Origin of the sequence: Rhodobacter sp. TJ_12, from assembly GCF_020023995.1 — a bacterium.
In the GTDB taxonomy this organism is placed as follows: Bacteria; Pseudomonadota; Alphaproteobacteria; order Rhodobacterales; family Rhodobacteraceae; genus Rhodobacter.
This window is the reverse complement of record NZ_NRRD01000014.1, coordinates 49494-67538: the sequence shown is the minus strand read 5'-3', so window position 1 is coordinate 67538 and position 18045 is coordinate 49494. Positions and strand designations below refer to the sequence as shown.

15 protein-coding genes are annotated in these 18045 nt (G+C 60.4%); 11 read left to right on the top strand and 4 right to left on the bottom strand.

The window, feature by feature from the left end:
• From gmd to CKO11_RS11185, 9 genes are all read left to right on the top strand, one after another.
• Complete coding sequence (gene gmd / locus CKO11_RS11225; RefSeq protein WP_223638470.1) at positions 1–1122, top strand: GDP-mannose 4,6-dehydratase; 1122 nt, start codon at positions 1–3, stop codon at positions 1120–1122.
• A gap of 103 nt (positions 1123–1225) precedes the next feature.
• Positions 1226–2170: a GDP-L-fucose synthase gene (fcl, locus tag CKO11_RS11220; protein WP_223638468.1), complete on the top strand. Its 945-nt coding sequence runs from the start codon at positions 1226–1228 to the stop codon at positions 2168–2170.
• Positions 2167–3765 (top strand): FAD-dependent oxidoreductase, encoded by a 1599-nt coding sequence (locus CKO11_RS11215; RefSeq protein ID WP_223638466.1) that lies wholly within the window; start codon positions 2167–2169, stop codon positions 3763–3765. The genes fcl and CKO11_RS11215 overlap by 4 nt, the downstream gene beginning before the upstream one ends.
• Complete coding sequence (locus tag CKO11_RS11210) at positions 3749–4738, top strand: aldo/keto reductase (protein WP_223638464.1); 990 nt, start codon at positions 3749–3751, stop codon at positions 4736–4738. Before CKO11_RS11215 ends, CKO11_RS11210 begins: the two co-directional genes overlap by 17 nt.
• 65 nt (positions 4739–4803) lie before the next feature.
• On the top strand, positions 4804–6057 hold the full coding sequence (locus tag CKO11_RS11205) for a lipopolysaccharide biosynthesis protein (protein ID WP_223638461.1): 1254 nt from the start codon (positions 4804–4806) through the stop codon (positions 6055–6057).
• A gap of 1 nt (position 6058) precedes the next feature.
• Positions 6059–7297, top strand: coding sequence for an O-antigen ligase family protein (locus CKO11_RS11200; protein WP_223638458.1), 1239 nt, complete (start codon positions 6059–6061; stop codon positions 7295–7297).
• Between the two features lie 334 nt (positions 7298–7631).
• Entirely contained in the window at positions 7632–8078 is a 447-nt protein-coding gene (locus tag CKO11_RS11195; protein ID WP_223638455.1) for a hypothetical protein, read from the top strand.
• 3 nt (positions 8079–8081) lie between these two features.
• Complete coding sequence (locus CKO11_RS11190; RefSeq protein ID WP_223638453.1) at positions 8082–9236, top strand: glycosyltransferase; 1155 nt, start codon at positions 8082–8084, stop codon at positions 9234–9236.
• A 13-nt stretch (positions 9237–9249) separates the two neighbouring features.
• Positions 9250–10176, top strand: coding sequence for a glycosyltransferase family 2 protein (locus CKO11_RS11185; RefSeq protein WP_223638449.1), 927 nt, complete (start codon positions 9250–9252; stop codon positions 10174–10176).
• Here CKO11_RS11185 and CKO11_RS11180 read toward each other — a convergent pair.
• From CKO11_RS11180 to CKO11_RS17565, 4 genes are all read right to left on the bottom strand, one after another.
• Positions 10173–11177, bottom strand: coding sequence for a glycosyltransferase (locus tag CKO11_RS11180; protein ID WP_223638444.1), 1005 nt, complete (start codon positions 11175–11177; stop codon positions 10173–10175). The two genes, CKO11_RS11185 and CKO11_RS11180, sit on opposite strands and share 4 nt — an antisense overlap.
• Positions 11164–11724, bottom strand: coding sequence for a hypothetical protein (locus CKO11_RS11175; protein ID WP_223638426.1), 561 nt, complete (start codon positions 11722–11724; stop codon positions 11164–11166). Before CKO11_RS11175 ends, CKO11_RS11180 begins: the two co-directional genes overlap by 14 nt.
• 1 nt (position 11725) lies before the next feature.
• A complete protein-coding gene (locus CKO11_RS11170) occupies positions 11726–12568 on the bottom strand; it encodes a hypothetical protein (RefSeq protein WP_223638423.1) in 843 nt (280 codons plus the stop codon).
• A gap of 215 nt (positions 12569–12783) precedes the next feature.
• Complete coding sequence (locus tag CKO11_RS17565) at positions 12784–14847, bottom strand: GumC family protein (protein ID WP_223638420.1); 2064 nt, start codon at positions 14845–14847, stop codon at positions 12784–12786.
• 430 nt (positions 14848–15277) lie between these two features.
• Here CKO11_RS17565 and CKO11_RS11160 point away from each other — a divergent pair, with 430 nt between their 5' ends.
• Both CKO11_RS11160 and CKO11_RS11155 read left to right on the top strand, forming a co-directional pair.
• Positions 15278–17359: a YjbH domain-containing protein gene (locus CKO11_RS11160; RefSeq protein WP_223638398.1), complete on the top strand. Its 2082-nt coding sequence runs from the start codon at positions 15278–15280 to the stop codon at positions 17357–17359.
• Positions 17356–18024: a YjbF family lipoprotein gene (locus CKO11_RS11155; protein WP_223638396.1), complete on the top strand. Its 669-nt coding sequence runs from the start codon at positions 17356–17358 to the stop codon at positions 18022–18024. The genes CKO11_RS11160 and CKO11_RS11155 overlap by 4 nt, the downstream gene beginning before the upstream one ends.
• Positions 18025–18045: the final 21 nt, after the last annotated feature.

The following is an 18045-nucleotide window of genomic DNA, read 5'->3' as shown; positions in this document are numbered from 1 at the left end:
ATGAAGAAGGCATTGATCACCGGCATCACCGGGCAAGACGGCTCCTATCTGGCGGAATTTCTTCTGGAAAAGGGCTATGAGGTGCATGGCATCAAGCGCCGCGCCTCGCTGTTTAACACCGCCCGCGTCGATCACATCTATGAAGATCCCCATGTCGATAACGCCCGCCTGAAGCTGCATTATGGGGATTTGACCGACACCTCGAACCTGACCCGCATCCTGCGCGAGGTCGAGCCCGACGAGGTTTATAACCTCGGCGCGCAAAGCCATGTCGCCGTCAGCTTCGAAGCGCCGGAATATACCGCCGATGTCGATGGCATTGGCACGCTGCGCCTGCTTGAGGCGATCCGCTTTTTGGGGCTGGAGAAAAAGACCCGCTTCTATCAGGCCTCCACCTCAGAGCTTTACGGTCTGGTGCAAGAAATCCCGCAGCGCGAGACGACGCCGTTTTACCCGCGCAGCCCCTATGCGGTGGCCAAGCTTTACGCCTATTGGATCACGGTCAATTACCGCGAAAGCTATGGCATGTATGCTTGCAACGGGGTGCTGTTCAATCATGAAAGCCCGCGCCGGGGCGAGACCTTCGTGACACGCAAAATCACGCGCGGGCTGTGCAACATCGCCCAAGGGCTGGAGCCGTGCCTTTACATGGGCAATATCGACAGCTTGCGCGATTGGGGGCATGCGAAAGATTACGTGCGCATGCAGTGGATGATGCTGCAACAAGACGCGCCCGAGGATTTCGTGATCGCCACCGGGCTGCAATATTCGGTGCGCGAATTCATCACTTGGACGGCGGCGGAACTGGGGCTGACGCTCGAATTCAGCGGCGAAGGGGTCGAGGAAATCGCCACCGTCACCGCGATTGCGGGCGACAAGGCGCCCGCGCTGAAGGTGGGCGATGTGGTGATGCGGATCGACCCGCGCTATTTCCGCCCCGCCGAGGTGGACACGCTTTTGGGTGATCCGGCCAAGGCAAAGCAGAAACTAGGCTGGGTGCCCGAGATCACCGCGCAAGAAATGTGCGCCGAAATGGTGGTCGAAGATCTGAAAGCTGCACGCCGCCTGCGCCTGCTCAAGGAGCATGGGCTGCAAATCCCCGTCAGCGTGGAGAACGGCTAAGGCAGAAAACCGATCAGCGCATGCAATCAGGTCATGCGGTTGGACAGAGAACATGCCCGCAACAGCGTCTAGATGGCTCCGCTGCCACAAGAGGGAACAAAGAATGACATTTGATCTTCGTCGCAAACGCATCTGGGTCGCCGGGCATCGTGGCATGGTGGGCGGCGCGGTGGTGCGCCGTCTTGCGGCAGAGGAGTGTGAGATCATCACAGCCGGGCGCGATGTGGTCGATCTGGTGGATCAGGCAGCGGTGAAAACATGGCTGACGCAAACGCGCCCGGATGCGATCATTCTGGCGGCGGCCAAGGTGGGCGGGATCAAAGCCAATAATGATTTTCCGGTCGATTTCCTGTATCAAAACCTGATGATCGAGGCGAATATCCTGCAAGCTGCCCATGAAGCCGATGTCGAAAGGGTGCTGTTTCTTGGCTCGTCCTGCATCTATCCGAAATTCGCGCCGCAGCCGATTCCGGAAGATGCGCTGTTGACCGGGCCGCTTGAGCCGACCAACGAATGGTATGCGATCGCCAAGATCGCGGGGATCAAACTGACCCAAGCTTACCGCACGCAATATGGGCGCGACTGGATTTCCGCCATGCCAACCAATCTTTATGGGCCGGGCGACAATTACGACCTGAATTCCAGCCACGTCCTGCCCGCGCTTTTGCGCAAGTTTCATGAGGCCAAGGTCAGCGGCGCGCCCGAAGTGGTGCTTTGGGGCTCGGGCACCCCTTTGCGGGAATTTCTGCATTGCGATGATCTGGCCGATGCGCTCGTCTTTTTGCTCAAAAATTATTCCGGCTACGAGCATGTCAATGTCGGCTCGGGCGTCGAGGTGACGATCCGCGAACTGGCCGAGACCATCGCCGATGTGGTGGGCTATGCGGCTGAGTTGACCTTTGACAGCACCAAGCCCGACGGCACCCCGCGCAAGCTGATGGATTCTAGCCGGTTGAACGCGATGGGCTGGAACCGGGCGCGCCCGCTGCGCGCGGGGATCGCCCAAACCTATGACGACTGGCTGCAACAAACCGGAGCCAAAGCATGATCTGTCAAGCTGCAACATACGACTTTGACACGGCCCCGCGTCCTGACGTGATTGTGGTTGGCGCTGGCGCCGTGGGCATCCCGCTGGCGGTAAAGCTGGCGCGTCGCGGGCTGCGGGTGGCGCTGCTTGAGGCCGGTCCGGGCAAACCGCGTCAGGCCTCGCAGGCGGTGTTCGAACGCGCCCGCGCCATCGGCCATGCACTGCCCGGGCTGCATCTGGGGCGGTTTCGCAATTTGGGCGGCTCGACCGCCTTCTGGGGCGGGCAACTTGTGCCCTTCGAACCCATCGTCTTCGAGGATCGCCCCTGGGTCAGCCCGGCGGGCTGGCCGCTTCGCCATAACGACGTAGCGCGCCATTACGACGAAGCCTTCGACATCATTGGCATGGGCGATGTGATGCGCAGCGATGCGGAGGTGCGCGCGGCGCTGAAGATGCCGCCGCTGGAGGCGACCGACACGATCCAGCCCTTTTTCACCCGCTGGGCGCGCGAGACCAATTTCGCCGTGGCCTTCGCCGAGGATCTGAAAGCGCTGCCCGGTCTTGATGTCCTGATCGAGGCGCAGGTGAACGGCCTTGAAATGGACGGCGCACGCGTCACCGGGGTCAGCCTCGCCCTGCCCGAGGGGCGCCGGGCAGTTCTGCGCGGGGGACAGGTCGTGCTGGCCAATGGCACGGTCGAGATCGCGCGGCTGTTGCAACTGCCCGACACGGCTGGCCATCCCGCCCCTTGGGCCGAGAACCCTTGGCTGGGGCGCTGTTTCATGGATCACGTCGACATTTTTGCGGGCCGGATCGACCCGACCGACCGAAAACGCTTTAGCGATCTTTTTGACAATGCGGTTCTCAGCGGCATCAAATACGCCCCCAAACTGCGGCTGACGGCCGAGGCACAAAAGCGCGATCAGATGGTCGAAATCTCGTCGCATTTCGTTTATGCAAGTTCGATCTCCGAAAGCCTCTCAAACCTCAAGATCCTGGTGAAGGGGCTGCTGCGGGGCCGCGTGGACTGGCGCGCGCTTGGCGATCCGCTGGGCTTGCTGGGCAGTTTGCGCTTTGTCGTGCCGATGGCGCTGCGGTATATCCGCTACCGGCGGGTGATGAACGTGGCCGACCGCGGCATTCTTTTGCGCCTGACCTCCGAACAGCGGCCGCGCCAAGACAGCCGCATTCTTCTGTCGGACACGCGCGATGCCTTTGGCATGCCCGAAGTGCTGGTCGATTGGCGCATCGCCCCCGAGGATCTGGACACGATGCTGGCCTTCGCGCGCCACATCAAAACCTATCTCGAGGAAAAAGGCTTGGCCCGTGTCACGCTGGACCCTGCCCTGATCGCGCGGTCTGAAAGCGTGCTTGCGGCGGCCGACGACGCCAACCATCAGATGGGCGGGGCGCGCATGGCCGAAAGCCCAGAGGGGGGCGTGGTCGATCCCGATTGCCGCGTCTTCGGCAGCGAAAACCTGTTTGTGGCCGGGGCGGCGGTCTATCCCACATCGGGCTTTGCCAACCCGACCTTCACCGCGATCGCACTTGGCATGCGCTTGGCAGACCATCTGATCGAGAAACAAGGCGTAAGTTCCAATGCCCCAACTGCCTAACTGTCCGTTCGAGACCACCAAGATCGGTGTGGGCTGTGCCTATCTGACCGCAGGGAGCCCGACCCGCCATGATCACCGCTTGATCCATGCGGCTTTTGAGGCGGGCGCCCGCCATTTCGATGTTGCACCGATGTATGGCATGGGCACGGCAGAGCGCGTTTTGGGAGCGGCGCTGGCAAAGCGGCGCGCACAGGTCACCATCACCACAAAGGCCGGGCTGCCGGGGCGACCGGCGCCGGGTTACAAACTGATCGCGCGGGCGCTGGCCGCACCGATCCGCGACAAGATCCGCCACAGCCGCGTGCAGCAAAGCTGGCAAAACACCGCTTCGGCGGATATTCCCGTTGCCCGCCCCAAGGGCGATTTCGCGCCGGACAGCATCCGACGCTCTTTGGAAAACAGCCTGCGCGCGCTGCGCACCGATTGGGTCGATGTCTTGGCTTTGCATGAGGCGCGCCCCGAAGATATCACCGACGATCTGATACAATTGCTTTTGGATGCGAAGGCGGCGGGGAAAATCCGCGCCTTGGGGATTGCCAGCACGCGCGCGGATGGGCAGCACATTTTGGCACAATGGCCCAACGTGTTCGAGGTGGTGCAATTTTCGCTGTCGGCGCTGGATGCGCCGATCCCGGCCGCAGATTTCCCCGCGTTCCGGATCACCCATCGTTCGCTGATGCCCGCCTTTCACAAACTCAGCGCGGCAATGGCGCAAGACCCGGCCCTTGGCCGACGGCTGTCGCAGACCGCCGAAGCGGATTTGACCGCGCCGGAGACACTGGCGCGCGGCTTGATCGGCGCAGCGCAAGCGCTGAACCCAGAGGGGATCACGCTCGTCGCCTCCCATAGCATCGCGCGCACACGGCAAAATGTGCAAGACGGGCTTGCGCCGGACACCGCGCTTTTGGGCACGCGCGTGCTGGCGGCCCTTGCGCAACACGGCCGCGTGCTTGACGCCGCCGCACAGCCATGAGCCGGATCGCAGCGCCTATGCGCTGGCTCGCCCAGCACCTGAGGGCCAGCGGCGCCAGGGGGCGTATGATCAGAGGCGTGCTCTCCAATATCTTTGACAAGGGCGCGATCACGATCATCCAACTGTTGATGATCCCGGTCTTGACCTCGGCTTGGGGCGCAGAAGGTTACGGCATCTGGCTGATGCTGATGACAGTGCCCACCTTTATCTTGTTGTCCGATTTCGGCTTTGGCATCGCGGCGGGTGCGGCCATGACGCAGGCGGTGGCATTGCGCGATTTTGCGCGTGCGCGCAACATCTTACACAGCGCTTTTCTGTTCACCTCGATCATGCTGACGATCGCAGGGAGCCTTGGCGTTGCCTTCGCCGCCTATGTCTATCTGCACACCGATCCGGGCGGGGTCTTTTCGGCCCCGCAGATCGCCGGGGCGGTCGCGGTGGTGGTGGCCTATTCCGCGATCAATGCGCTGATGCTGATCATCACGATGGCCTATCGGGCGACGCATGCCTTTGCCTTTGCGATGAGCTATTCCGCGATCGTGATCCTGATCGAGGGGTTTACGACGCTGCTTTTGGTGCATTTTGGAGCGCATATCTTGCAGGTCACCTTGACGACCTTTTGCCTGCGCCTTGTCAGTTTTCCGATCTTTCTCAATCTATTGCGGCGCCGCCAGCCTTGGGTCAGCTTCGGCTTCAGCGCGGCCACGAAAGACACGTTCCGCGCCTTGCTCAAACCCTCGCTTGCCGCACTCGGCTTGACCTTTGCGGCGGCGCTGTTGCTGCAAGGCGTGCTCAGCGGTCTGGGCGCCACAGCCGGGGCGGCGGTGGTGGCGATCTTCGGCCCATCGCGCACGCTGAGCCGGATCCCGTTACAATTCGCCGGGCTGGTGCTGCGCCCTTCCTTGCCCGAACTGACCCATGCACTTAGCACCGGCAATAAGGCGCTCGCGCGGCGGCTTGACCGGCTGAACCTTGGCATCGCCGCAGCGGTGACGATGCCTTTCGCAATCGGCCTGACACTTTGGGGTCCGCAACTGCTGGACTTTATCTCGGCCGGTAATCTGGGCGGGTCGCATGTGCTGTTTTTCTGGCTCAGCCTTGCGGCGGTGTTCAACGCTTTGTGGAATGCGCTCGCCGCAGGGTTGATTGCCATGAACCGTCAGGTAAGCTTTGCCCCCATGGCACTCGCCAGCGCAATCGCGGCCATTCTTGTCACTTTGGTGACCGCAGATGCGACGATTGCCGCAATGGCAATGGCGTTTGCAGAATGCGCGGTGCTGATACGCGTCTTCTGGATACGCCGCAAGGATGGGGGCTGAGGTGATCGCAACCGAGAGACTGCTGGTCTGGCTTATCTCCCTTGTCATTTGCCTTTTGTTTTTTGGCAATCATGCAAGCCTTGGGCGCGAGCTTCAGCTTGCCGCGCTCGGGCTTTTGGGCGCCACGGCGGCGCTGGCACTGATACAAGGGAAGATCCGACAGAAGCCGCTTGGGCTGAATGAATGGGTCTTGGTAAGCCTGTCCTTGATCTCTTTTCTGTCGTCGATGCTCAACAACCTGCCCTATTCGATGCAATATACGGTGCTTTTCACCGTTTCGATCACCGCGATGATCGCCCTGTCGCGCGCCGTGCGCTTTCAGGAGTTGTTCGAAATGGTGGCCCTGAGCTTTGCGGTCATGGTCGGGCTTTCGATCCTGTCCGACCCGCTGAATTACATGGTCGGTCTTTCGGCAGAGACCATCACCGGCGTCGGGCTGTTGCGCTATACCGCATTTGATTTGCACCCGAACCTTGCGGGCTTCATCTATGGCGGCGGCACGATCATTCTTTGGGTCCGCGCGCTGCATCTGACTGGACTGAAGCGCAAACTCTATTTCCTGTTTGCGGCGCTGTCTTTTTCGTTGGTGCTGGCCGCCTCATCGCGCGCGGGTATGGTGGCCACCATCGGGGCCTTTGCCTCGGTCGGGCTAAGCCGGCTGTTCCCGCTGTCGCGCCGCAAGGCGCGGCTGCTCGGCCTTGTCCTGACCGCGACCGTTCTGGCCTTGGTCTTCACCGATTTGGGGGCGAAGGTTGCAGGCTACATCATTAAAGTCAGCGATCTGCAATCCAGCACACGCGGGCTTACTTCGGGCGGCTCGGGGCGCACCGATCTGTGGCTGCAGGGTCTTGAGCTGATTGCAAATCGCGATTTCCTTCTGGCCCTTTTCGGCACTGGCCTGCGCAGTTCAGAGGTTGGGACAATCGGCTTTTCGACGGAAAGCTCTTACATCACCGTCTTGATCGAAAACGGTCTGCTGCCCGGAACCGTCGCATTGGTTTTGCTGCTTTTCAGCATGCCGTATTACCTGCTTCGCGCACGCAAGGGGCATTCGGATGACATGCTGATTGCCATGTTGCTGACCTTTGGCCTGCTCGAATCGATTTTCAACCGCTATCTTTTCGCGATTGGAAATCCACTTTCGCTGTATTATTTGTTCATTTACGGGGCACTGTTGCGCAAAACATATCCATCCCCGCCCGGCGCGCCAGAAAGAGCCGCATCCGCACACCTGTGCTGATTTAAGTGTGGTACAAGGGTATATGGCTCCCGTTTAAGCGCCCAGCATCAAAAAGGATGCGGCTGGCCGCGTGATGAACAGGTCTCGTTTGTTTGGCACTTAGGTCGCGAATAAGGCGTAGCAGCGCAATTTTGTGCACCGCAACCTCTGTTCGAAGTAAGGCAATATGAACAACCAAGCGACACGGCACAACAAACGTAGCCATGAAGACACCCCCATTTCCCCAATGCGCGTGCGCCAAGAGGTGATTGCGCGCGTTCGGAAAAGCTATGAAAGTCCGCGCAAATCTGCGGTCCGGCGGATGGTTTTGCCCTATGTCGCTTGGAAACATGCCGTGAAAGAGCTGGGCGAGGGATTTCACTGGGGCAAGGACATGGGGATCAAAAACGCCCGCATTGGCCGCTTTGCCTATGTCGGGCCCGGCGCGCGGTTCAGTGGCACTGTGGTGGTCGGCGATCTCACCATGATCTCAGCGAATTTCGCCATCATTGGCAATGACCACGAGATAGCATCGCCCGAGACCCCGGCGCGTATCGCCTTCCGAACGTCCCCCCGGCCCGTCACGGTCATTGAATCCGATGTCTGGATCGGACGTGGTGTCATGATGCTGGAGGGGGTGCGCATCGGGCGCGGCAGCGTGATCGGCGCGGGCGCCGTGGTCTGCCACGATGTGCCACGCTATTCCGTTGTCGGGGGCGTTCCGGCGAAATTGATCAAACCGCGCTTTGATCCCGGCGGAATCGAGCGGGCCGAGCGTTACCTTTATGGTGCGGACGGCTAGAGGATGGAGCGGGAAAACCTGCGCAATGCGAATTGGGACAAGATGATCAGCGAGATCTATTTTTGGCAACCGGAACTCAACCCCCATACGATTCCCCTTGCCAATGCCTTTGCAAGGCACGGCTACGCGGCGCGCACGGTATTTATTGCGCAAAACCCGTTGAGTGAGACCCGCGTATCGCAAGGCGTGCCCGGGGATTGGATGCCCGATTGCGAGTTGGTCGTCACACCCTCGCAAGAGGATGTGGCGCAGATGATCGCGCGCTCTGCCACCGATTCCGTGCATGTGTTTTCTGGAATGCATTGGGTGCCGTGTATCATCGAAGGCATCAAGCAAGCCGCGCAGCATAAACGCATGTTCGGCGTGATGAGCGAGCCGCGGGTGCTGACCGGCTGGAAGGGGAAGATGCGCCTGCTGCATTCTTGGACGCGAGAGCAGCGCCACCGCAAACATGCCAGCTTTGTCGCCGCGATCGGGCGGCATGGGCCGATGTGGTTTCGCTTGACCGGCTATGGCGCGCGGGTTTTTCCCTTTGCCTATTTCATCGATCCACCCGCCATCGCCGCCCCGCCCGCGCCACGCCACGACGGGGGGCGCCTGCGTATCGGCTACAGTGGCCGCTTGATCGAAAGCAAGGGGTTTGGCGTGTTCTTGCGATTGATCGAAGCGGCCCAAGGTCGGCACGATTTTTCGATTATCGGGTCGGGCGCGATGGCCGAGGCGGCGCAGGCCGCTGCCGCGCATCATCCAAATGTCACCTATGCCGGGGTCATTCCCATGGCACAGGTGCCCACATGGATGGCCGGGCTGGATGCATTGGTTGTGCCCTCGCTGACCACGGATGACGGCTGGGCGGTGGTGGTGTCCGAGGCGCTTTTCGCTGGCACGTTCGCAGTGATCAACGGTCGTGTCGGGGCGTCGGTGCTGGCCGATGGCGCACAGATCGCACAGCGTATCGACAGCGATGATCCGAAAGCCTACCTTACCGCGCTGGAAACAGCCGCCGCCCGTGGCGCGCTTGCGCCCGGCGCCCGCGCCACCCGCCAAAGCTATGCCCAAACGCATCTGACCGCCGATGTGGGGGCCGCCTATCTGATGGGTATTCTTGATCACCTGCGCGGTGGCGCGACCCCGCGGCCCAAGCCCTATTACCTTTGACCGGAGCCTGCCGATGCCCCAGAGCCTGACCGCCCTGATCCTCACCTTCAACGAGGAAATGCATATCGAACGCTGCATCCGCTCGCTTGAGGGGGTGGCCGAGCGGATTTGCATCGTCGACAGCCATTCGACCGACCGCACGGTGGAGATTGCCCGCAGCCTGGGCGCCGAGGTTTTGCAAAACCCTTGGAAAAACTATGCGACCCAATTCCAGCACGGGCTGGACAGCTTCGGGATCGACAGCGACTGGACGATGCGCATCGATGCCGACGAATATCTGGATGCGCAATTGCGCGCGTCGCTCACCGCTTGGCTGGCCGCACCGCGCCCCGAAATCAACGCCCTTTATCTGCGGCGCAAAATCGTCTTTTTGGGACGCCCCATCCTGCATGGGTTCTTTTACCCCGCGCTGATGCTGCGGGTCTGGCGCACCGGGCAAGGGCGGATCGAAAGCCGCTGGATGGATGAACATATCGTGCTTGATGCCCCCGTCAGCGAAACCCTGACCGGCGATCTGGTCGATCACAATCTCAATGACCTGAGCTGGTGGATCGGCAAGCACAACGGCTATGCCACCCGCGAAGTCTATGACATGGTCGAAATCCTTGAGCGCCGCCACGCTGGCAAGGACCGCGGTATGGAGGCGATGTCCGGTCAGGCCGCGCGCAAGCGCTGGCTCAAGGAAAAAGTCTATACCCGCTTGCCCATCACCCTGCGCTCAAGCCTCTATTTCTTTTATCGCTACGTGATCGGGCGCGGTTTTCTGGATGGGAAAGAGGGGTTCTTTTTTCACTTCCTGCAAGGCTTCTGGTATCGCACGCTGGTCGAGGCCAAGCTTCTGGAACTGCAACAGCAGGCGCAGGCCGAAGGCCTTAGGCCCTATGCGCTTTTGCAGCGGCGCGGCGTGTTCGAGCAAACTTCGGTCGCGCCCAAGACCTAACGGGCAAGCTGCCCCAAAATAGTATCCACCACGGCTTGCGGTTGCCGAAACTTTGCGTTTTCGCAAAGCGCCTCCCGTAGCCTCTCGCGCTGCGCGCTAAGCGCCTCAATCGCCGCAAGCAGTTCCGGCGTCGTGAAAGCGTCAGGGGCAAGAACCGTGCCGCCCACGGCGGGCGCCAGAACCTGCTGGCGCAGACAGGGCAGATCGGTGCAGATCGTTGCGGTGCCGCATCCTGTCGCCTCGGCGATCACCCCGCTGACCCGGAACCGGTAGGTCTGCTCTGGATAGGGCAGCACAAGAATATCCAGATCTTCAAGGAACGCGATGTAATCCGATTGCGCGGTGGTATCGCAAATCTGGGCTTTGGGCCATCTGCTCTGCGCCTCGACAACCCGGTTTGTGCCGACCCGGAACGCGATATCTTCGCGGTCGCGCAGCGCCTCATCTAAATAGGGAATGACCCGATCCAAGCCTTTTTCGGGGCGCGGATCACCGGCCACCCCGACCACGGTTCTGTGTGGCCTCGCGGCTATCGACGCCGCGCTTTGGTTTGACACGGACACAACAGGATGCGGGAAAACGACCGCATCATGCAGACCCAAAACCTGCTGCACCCCGGCGTCGCTTTCAAGGCAGGCAAAGCGCAGCCCCAATCGCGAAACTACCTTCAACAGCTGCTTTTCGATGGGCTTTCGCTCTGCTGATTGCACATTATGCGCGATCAACAGCAAGCATTTACGGCGCAGGGGAAACACAAGCACCAAGGTCAGGAAAAAGAAATAGGTGCTAAATTCGCGCACCAAAATCGTCTGACGCTGCCGCTGCCCCCAGATCCTGAACGCCAATTCAACATATTCGCCAATACGCCGCAGCGGGCCCAGTTTCGACGGCAAAAGGTCTGCAAACCGCCATGCGAAGGCGATGCCCAGACGCGGGTCATTGCGGCGCTGGATTTCTGTCACAAGCGGGTCCAACCCCCGATGCGGATTATGAACCGGCATCGAATTGCCTTTCCTTGATCCGGACCGCGGGGTTGCCTGCATACACTCCCCAAGGCGCAAGCCGCCCATTCACCACTGCACGCGCACCCACGACGCAGCCTTCCGAGACCACCGCACCGGGGCCCACAAAAGCCTCGGCACAGACCCAAGCATGCGGCCCAATCTCGATTGGGCGGGTGACCAGCGGATGGCTGCCCCTGGTGTAATCATGCGTGCCCGCGCACAAGAAGGCGCGCTGCGAGATGATGGTGTTTTCGCGGATGGTGATCGGGGCCATGTTGTAGCAGATCACGCCTTCGGCAAGGACCGTCGCGCGTTCCATGCGCAGCCATGGCGGATACCACACCCGCGCCGACCCGCGCACATCCGTGCGATCGGCCATGCTTGCCCCGAACAGGCGCAGCAAAAAGCGCCGCCAGCGGACCAGTTTCTTGGGCGTCCAGCTTGCGCCGAGCGCCCAGACGATCATCCAGATCAGCCGCAACAGACGATGGCGTAGCGGAAAGCTGGGCGCGCGCGACGGCAGCACGGGGGCGGCGGCGTCCATATCAGGCCTCGACCGGATGCGCGGCCTGCGCCAGGCCCGAGATGACCCCGAGATCGCGCGCATAGAACCCCTGCACGAAGGTTTCGACCTCTTGGTGCTCGGCCTCGGTAAGACCATAGCGTTCCTGCACCGAAAGCCGCGCGCCCGATTGCGGCGTGCCGGCGCTGCGCTGGCGCAATTGCTGCATCGCCCACATGGCGCCCGGCAGCTTGCGCAGCTGTTTCTTGACCGAATTGTTGGCCAGAATGCGCCGCATCGGCAGCGGAAGGTCGAATTGCTCCGATCCGTTCTCGCGCCCGAAATCGACCGTTTCTCCGATGCAGCCGGAAAGTTCCGTAGCAAAGCGCGGTATCTCCTTCAGCCCGAAGGCGCGCAGCCGGATATCCGCCCCCTCGGGCGGCGTGAGATAGATCCATTGCGGGCGAAAATGCGTCAACTCCAGGATATCCATCACCCCTTCTGCCGTCCCCAATGCGCGCAAACGGTCGATCAGCCCGAAAAAGACGTTACGGCGTTCGGCTTGGGCGGCGAAACGGATATCTGTTTCGCCATAGACCCGGCAATATTCATTGACCGAGGACAAGAAACGCGAGAACGGATCACGATAGAGCACATAAAAGGGAAAATCGCGGGTCTGCGCCCAAAGATCTGGGTAATTGGCGGCGAATTCCGCAATGCCGATATGAGCTCGGTCCACACGATGCAGCGGTGCGGTCGGGTTGGGATCTGTTGCAAAGAGATCGACGTCAGGATCACGCCACTTGTCCAATACGGCCCGCACCGAACTTCCCGCAACCTTGGGGTTATGCATGAATACAAAGCCATGGGTGCGGCTAACAATCATCGGCGCTCTCCTGCATCGAAAGGTTTGGGCAGCTTATCTTGTGGGGGCAAAACTTCAATGACGCACCGCCCTGCCCCGCCGTCTGCGGCGCGCCCGTGCCCGGCCTGCCAAGAAAGGCGGCATTGCGCGCGGTTTTGCCTAACTGCAAACCGTTTCCTGTGGCGCGGCGGCCCGCGCGCCACAGGCACACGGGCCGCCGAAATCCCGTTCGAAAATCAGTTGGTGTAATAGCGCATGGCATAGGCGCCATATTTGCCGCCATAGCCGTAGCGCTGCGCCTTTTGCATATCGACTTGGCTTAGGATCAGGCCGCTCACCTTCTGGTTCACCGTTTCAAACATCTGCAAGGCGTCCTGCACTTGGCTGCGGCTGGTGTCGTTCCAGCGCACCGTGAACAGCACAGCATCGGCCTGTTGCGCAATGATCCGCGCATCGGGCACCACCAGAACCGGCGGCGTGTCGATGATGATGTAATCGAAACGCTGACGGATCTCTTCCATCAGGTGCCGATAGGCTTCGGACAGGAACAGATCGGCCGCATTGACCGGGCAGGTTTCCCCGATGATCTTCGTCACCCCCAGTTGGGGATCTTGCACCAGCACCTCATCCAGCGTGGCCCGCCCCGACAGCACCGAAACCAGACCTTTTTTATTCTCGGCCGCTTCGGGGAAATACTGGCCCAGCATGTTGCGCCGGATATCCCCTTCAACCAGAAGAACCGATTTGCCCGTGCCAACCAGATTGATCGCCAGCCCCAAGGCATTGGTGGTCTTGCCCTCGTCGGGCACCGAAGAGGTAATCACAATCACCTGCGGCGGCGCGTCGACATTGGACAGCAAGACAGAGGTGCGCAGGTTGCGAAACGCCTCCATCACCATCGAAGTCGGCTTCGAGGCCATATATCCCAAAACCTCTTGGCGCCGCGCCGCTGGGATCGACGGAATTTGCCCCATCACGCTGATCCCGGTTTCTTCTTCCAATTGCCGGGCGGTGCGCATGCCATTGTTGAGCGCATCGCGCACCAGCACGAAACCGCCCCCGGCAAACAGACCCAAAATCAAGGCAACCACGAGGATCAGGCCTTTGCGCGGCGCCGTGGGCGCGCCGGGGATCACCGCAGACGACAAGATCCGGCTGTCAGCCTGTTGAATGCCCTGCTGCGCCGAGGTTTCCTTGAGCCGCGCCAAGAAATATTCATAAAGGGCACGGCTGGCCTCTGCCTCGCGGGTCAATTGCTGCAAGGTGATCATGTCTTCGCCTTGGCTCGCAATCTGCGCGGTCATGTTTTCAATCGATGCATCCAGCGCAGCCTGCTGATCTTCAAGACGGGCAAGTTCCAGATTTGCATTGGCGATGATCTGCGCATACCGCTGTGCGAACCTGTCTGGATCGGTCTGCGGAATCTGTGAAAGCTGCGGATCTTGCGCCGCCATGCGTTTTTCTTGCGGGCTCTGCGCATCTTGCAACCGGGCATAACGCGCCCGAGCGGCGGTCAATTCCGCGGCGAGTTGTTCGCGCCGCTCGCGCAAATCCTTAAGACCCACTTCCATCGCGGTCAGGGATTCAGGCGAAATAAGTGTGGTTTGCGCGTTGAAAGCTTTTACTTTTTCTTCGGCGGCCTCCAACTCGCTCTTGAGTTCGACAACACGGTTCGCCAGCCATTCGGTCGCCTGTTCCGTGGCTTCGAACTTGGTCTCGATCTGGCTGAGAATATACAGATCGGCCATCTTGTCCGCGATCAGGGCCGCTTTCTCTGGGTCTTCCGATTGCACTGAAATTTCAAAGATATAGCTCGATGAAACATTGGCGACCGAAATGCTCGACAGAAGGTTCGACACGACCGCGGCATGAATGCGGCGCGGGTCGGGCTCCATGTCCTCTCCGGCGGGCAGCAACGCCGAAAACACGCGCTGGGTGAACGAGGGAGGCAGCAAGGTCGGATTGAATTCCGGGTCCTCCATCAGGTTCAGCGCATCAACGGCCTTTTCCGCCAGCCCACGCGACCGCAACACCCCAACTTCGGTGTTCAACTCCGCAGACTCACCGGTGAAATCCCCCATCATCCCCTCAAGATCAACGACCTTGGGCTTGCGGGTATCCAGGACAACAACAGACGTCGCCGTGTAAATCGGCGTCGCCAAAAACAAGGCATAAATCAAAGCGATGATGACCGCCCCGAAAACGGCGCCGACAATCACCTTCCAGTCCGCACGCAAGACGGCGACGATCTGGCGAAGATCAATGATGTCCTCTTCAGCGGGTTGGCTAGCTTTTTGCACGATAACTCCCACAAACGTCTTAAACCGGTAAAGTAACGATGGTGCCCGAAGACAACCATAGGTTTTTCAGAGAAGAAACCAATTCAATATCGAAAACCAATATCGACAAAATGCACAACCTTACATCGGGTTGCGCATTCTTTCACCGCTTCGGGATCCCTGGCGCACGACAACCGTGCAGCGCCGAAAGCAGGTGCGGCCTTCCCGCATCGGTTGTGGTGCATTTCTGGGCAGGCGACAATGAAAAGGTTGCGATTTTAGGTGGAATCTATTCGAAATAGAGTCGAATGGGCCTTGACGGGTCGGTGCGCCCCGAAAACGCACGAAATCGCAAAATGAGAACAACAGGCGCTGAGAGCACAACAGGCGCAGACGTCATCACAACAGGATTTTTCAGTCTTTCATGGCTTTCCGAGATCACTCCTCCCGCTTGCTTTTTTCTGCCCTGCTGTGCACGGCACTGAGCACCGCCGCGCCGGTGCGTGCAGATGGCGTTTCCAGCTATGGCACGCCCGGTTTGATCGACATGCCAAGTGCGACCACGACCAAGGACGGGACCCTGAACTGGACCTCTTCCTTCCTGAACGGGCATACGCGCAACACGCTGCATTTCCAGATCAGCCCACGCCTGTCCGGGGTGTTTCGCTACTCGATCCTGAAGGATTTTTTCAGTGGGGCGTATTCGAACCTTTATGACCGCAGCTTCGACCTTCACTACCAGATCAGCGATGAAACGCGGCGCTTGCCGGCCTTTGCGTTTGGTCTGCGCGACTTTGGTGGCACCGGGATCTTCGGGGCCGAGTATATCGTCGCCTCAAAGCATTTCCTGGGCGACAAGCTGACGGTCACCGGCGGGCTTGGCTGGGGCCGTTTGGCCTCGTTCGGCGGGTTCAGCAACCCGTTGGGTGCGCTTTCAGAATCGTTCAAGCGGCGACCCGTCTTCACCGGCAACATCCTTGAAACCGGCCGCGTCTCATTCGATCGCTTCTTCCGTGGCGATGCGGCCTTTTTCGGCGGGTTGGAATACCAATACAACGACCGGCTGCGGCTGGTGATGGAATATTCCTCGGACGCCTACCGCACCGAAGCCCAGCGAATGGGGTTCGAACATCGCTCGCCCCTGAATTTCGGGCTAAACTACAAGATGCGCGACAACCTGACCTTGAACGCCTTTGTGGTGGGCGGGGCACAGGCGGGTCTTGGCTTTACCTATACGATCGATCCGCGCGCGCCGCGCGCCCCGGGCGGGGTGGAACGCGACACCCCTGTTTTGACGCCGCGCGCCGAGATCGCCGCGCTCGGCTGGGCGGTCGAGGATATCGACGCAAGCCGCAACAGATTGTCGGCGGAACTGAACCAGAACGGGCTGGTGCTCGAAAGCTATGCGCAAAGCGGGACAACCGCGCAAATCGTGATGCAAAACACCCGTTATCGCGCCGATGCCGAAGCCTTGGGGCGGGCGGCGCGGGTGATGGCCAACACCCTGCCGGCCGATCTGGACAGCTTCGAAATCACCTTGGCAAAACAAGGCATGCCGGTGTCGCGCACCACCATCCGCCGCACCGACCTGCATGAACTTGAACATGCTTGGGATGGCGCGTGGCAAAGCTTTGTGCGCGCCGATATTGCGGATGCGACAGAGCGGCTGCGCCCTGACGCTCATGCCTATCCGAGGCTTCAATGGGATCTTCTGCCCTATTTCCGGACGTCGCTGTTCGACCCCGATAGCCCCGTGCGGATGGATCTGGGGTTGGCGGCCAGCGCGGGCTACCACATTGCGCCGGGCTTCTCGATCCATGCGGTGATCCGGCAAAAAGTCGTGGGCACGCTGGATCAATCCACCCGCATCTCGAATTCGGTTTTGCCACATGTGCGTTCCGACGCGCCGCTTTATGACAAATTGCAAGGCCCGCAGGTAGCGCGGCTGACCGCAGATTACCTGTTCCGTCCGGGCAATGACCTTTATGGCCGGGTTTCGGCGGGCTATTTCGAACCGATGTTCGCGGGCATTTCGAGCGAGGTGCTTTGGTATCCACAAGGCAGTCGGCTCGCGCTGGGGGCGGAACTGAACTATGTCTCGCAACGCGATCCCTATTCGCGGATGGGGCTGACCGATTACAACATCGCCACGGGGCACGCCTCGGCCTATTACGATTTCGGCAACAGCTACCGCGGCCAACTTGATGTGGGGCGTTATTTGGCGGGCGATTGGGGGGGCACCCTGACGCTGACGCGCGAATTCGACAACGGTTTCAAGATCGGCGCTTTCATGACCTTGACGGATGTCTCGTTCGCAGAATTCGGCGAAGGGTCGTTTGACAAAGGGCTGATGTTCTCGATTCCGCTGGATTGGATCACCGGCGAGCCGAACCGTACGGGGTTTGGCCAGACGATCCGTCCGATCCAACGCGACGGCGGCGCGCGGCTCTCTGTCGCGAACCGTCTTTATCAAGAGGTCCGCAGCAGCAATGCCAGCGACCTAGAACATCAATGGGGCAAGTTCTGGCGATGACACGGCTTTCGGTATTCTGTCTTGTTGGGGCTGCCGCAGTGCTGCTGGCGGGCTGTTCCTCTGATCCCCAGACGCAACGCCTTATCAATGGCGCAGTGCCCTTTGTCGGCCAGCCTGAGGTGACGGCCAATGCCAATTTCCTTGCCGCTTACGAGGCCGACGCCCCCGGCGTCGCCGTGGTGCGCGACGATACGCCCGACGCTTTGGCCGTAGCCTTGCGGCAAACCCGCTCCGCCCAAAGCGGGGTCGAAACGATGATTGCCGCCGATGGCACACAATTCATGCTGCGCAAGGGTATCTTGGTGGGCACCCGTGGCTTGGGCAATGATCTGATGGCCGCCGAGGTGACGCCGGTCGAACGTCTGGTCTCGGCGCGCGGCAGCGGCGTCGCCACGCGGTTGATGACTTTCATCGATGGCAACGATCACGCCGTCACCCGTGCGTTCAAATGCGATATCTATCCCGGCGGTTTGGAAGACGTCACCGTGGGCACCACGCCCATACAAACACGGCTTATGACCGAATACTGCCGGGGCCCGTTTGGCGAATTTTACAATTATTACTGGGTGGTTCCCGGCTCGGGGGAAATCGTTCAATCGAACCAGTGGGCAGGTCCGCTGACCGGCAAGATATCCTTGCGCAAAGTGCCGAGCGTTCGTAGTTGATGAAGCATTCAGCGCGAGACA

Excerpts from the sequence above, each read along its gene's own strand:
- gmd (WP_223638470.1), top strand. The coding sequence starts at position 1 with ATGAAGAAGGCATTGATCACCGGCATCACCGGGCAAGACGGCTCCTAT.
- fcl (WP_223638468.1), top strand. The coding sequence starts at position 1,226 with ATGACATTTGATCTTCGTCGCAAACGCATCTGGGTCGCCGGGCATCGT.
- CKO11_RS11215 (WP_223638466.1), top strand. The coding sequence starts at position 2,167 with ATGATCTGTCAAGCTGCAACATACGACTTTGACACGGCCCCGCGTCCT.
- CKO11_RS11210 (WP_223638464.1), top strand. The coding sequence starts at position 3,749 with ATGCCCCAACTGCCTAACTGTCCGTTCGAGACCACCAAGATCGGTGTG.
- CKO11_RS11205 (WP_223638461.1), top strand. The coding sequence starts at position 4,804 with ATGATCAGAGGCGTGCTCTCCAATATCTTTGACAAGGGCGCGATCACG.
- CKO11_RS11190 (WP_223638453.1), top strand. The coding sequence starts at position 8,082 with ATGGAGCGGGAAAACCTGCGCAATGCGAATTGGGACAAGATGATCAGC.
- CKO11_RS11185 (WP_223638449.1), top strand. The coding sequence starts at position 9,250 with ATGCCCCAGAGCCTGACCGCCCTGATCCTCACCTTCAACGAGGAAATG.
- CKO11_RS11180 (WP_223638444.1), bottom strand. The coding sequence starts at position 11,177 with ATGCCGGTTCATAATCCGCATCGGGGGTTGGACCCGCTTGTGACAGAA.
- CKO11_RS11175 (WP_223638426.1), bottom strand. The coding sequence starts at position 11,724 with ATGGACGCCGCCGCCCCCGTGCTGCCGTCGCGCGCGCCCAGCTTTCCG.
- CKO11_RS11170 (WP_223638423.1), bottom strand. The coding sequence starts at position 12,568 with ATGATTGTTAGCCGCACCCATGGCTTTGTATTCATGCATAACCCCAAG.
- CKO11_RS11155 (WP_223638396.1), top strand. The coding sequence starts at position 17,356 with ATGACACGGCTTTCGGTATTCTGTCTTGTTGGGGCTGCCGCAGTGCTG.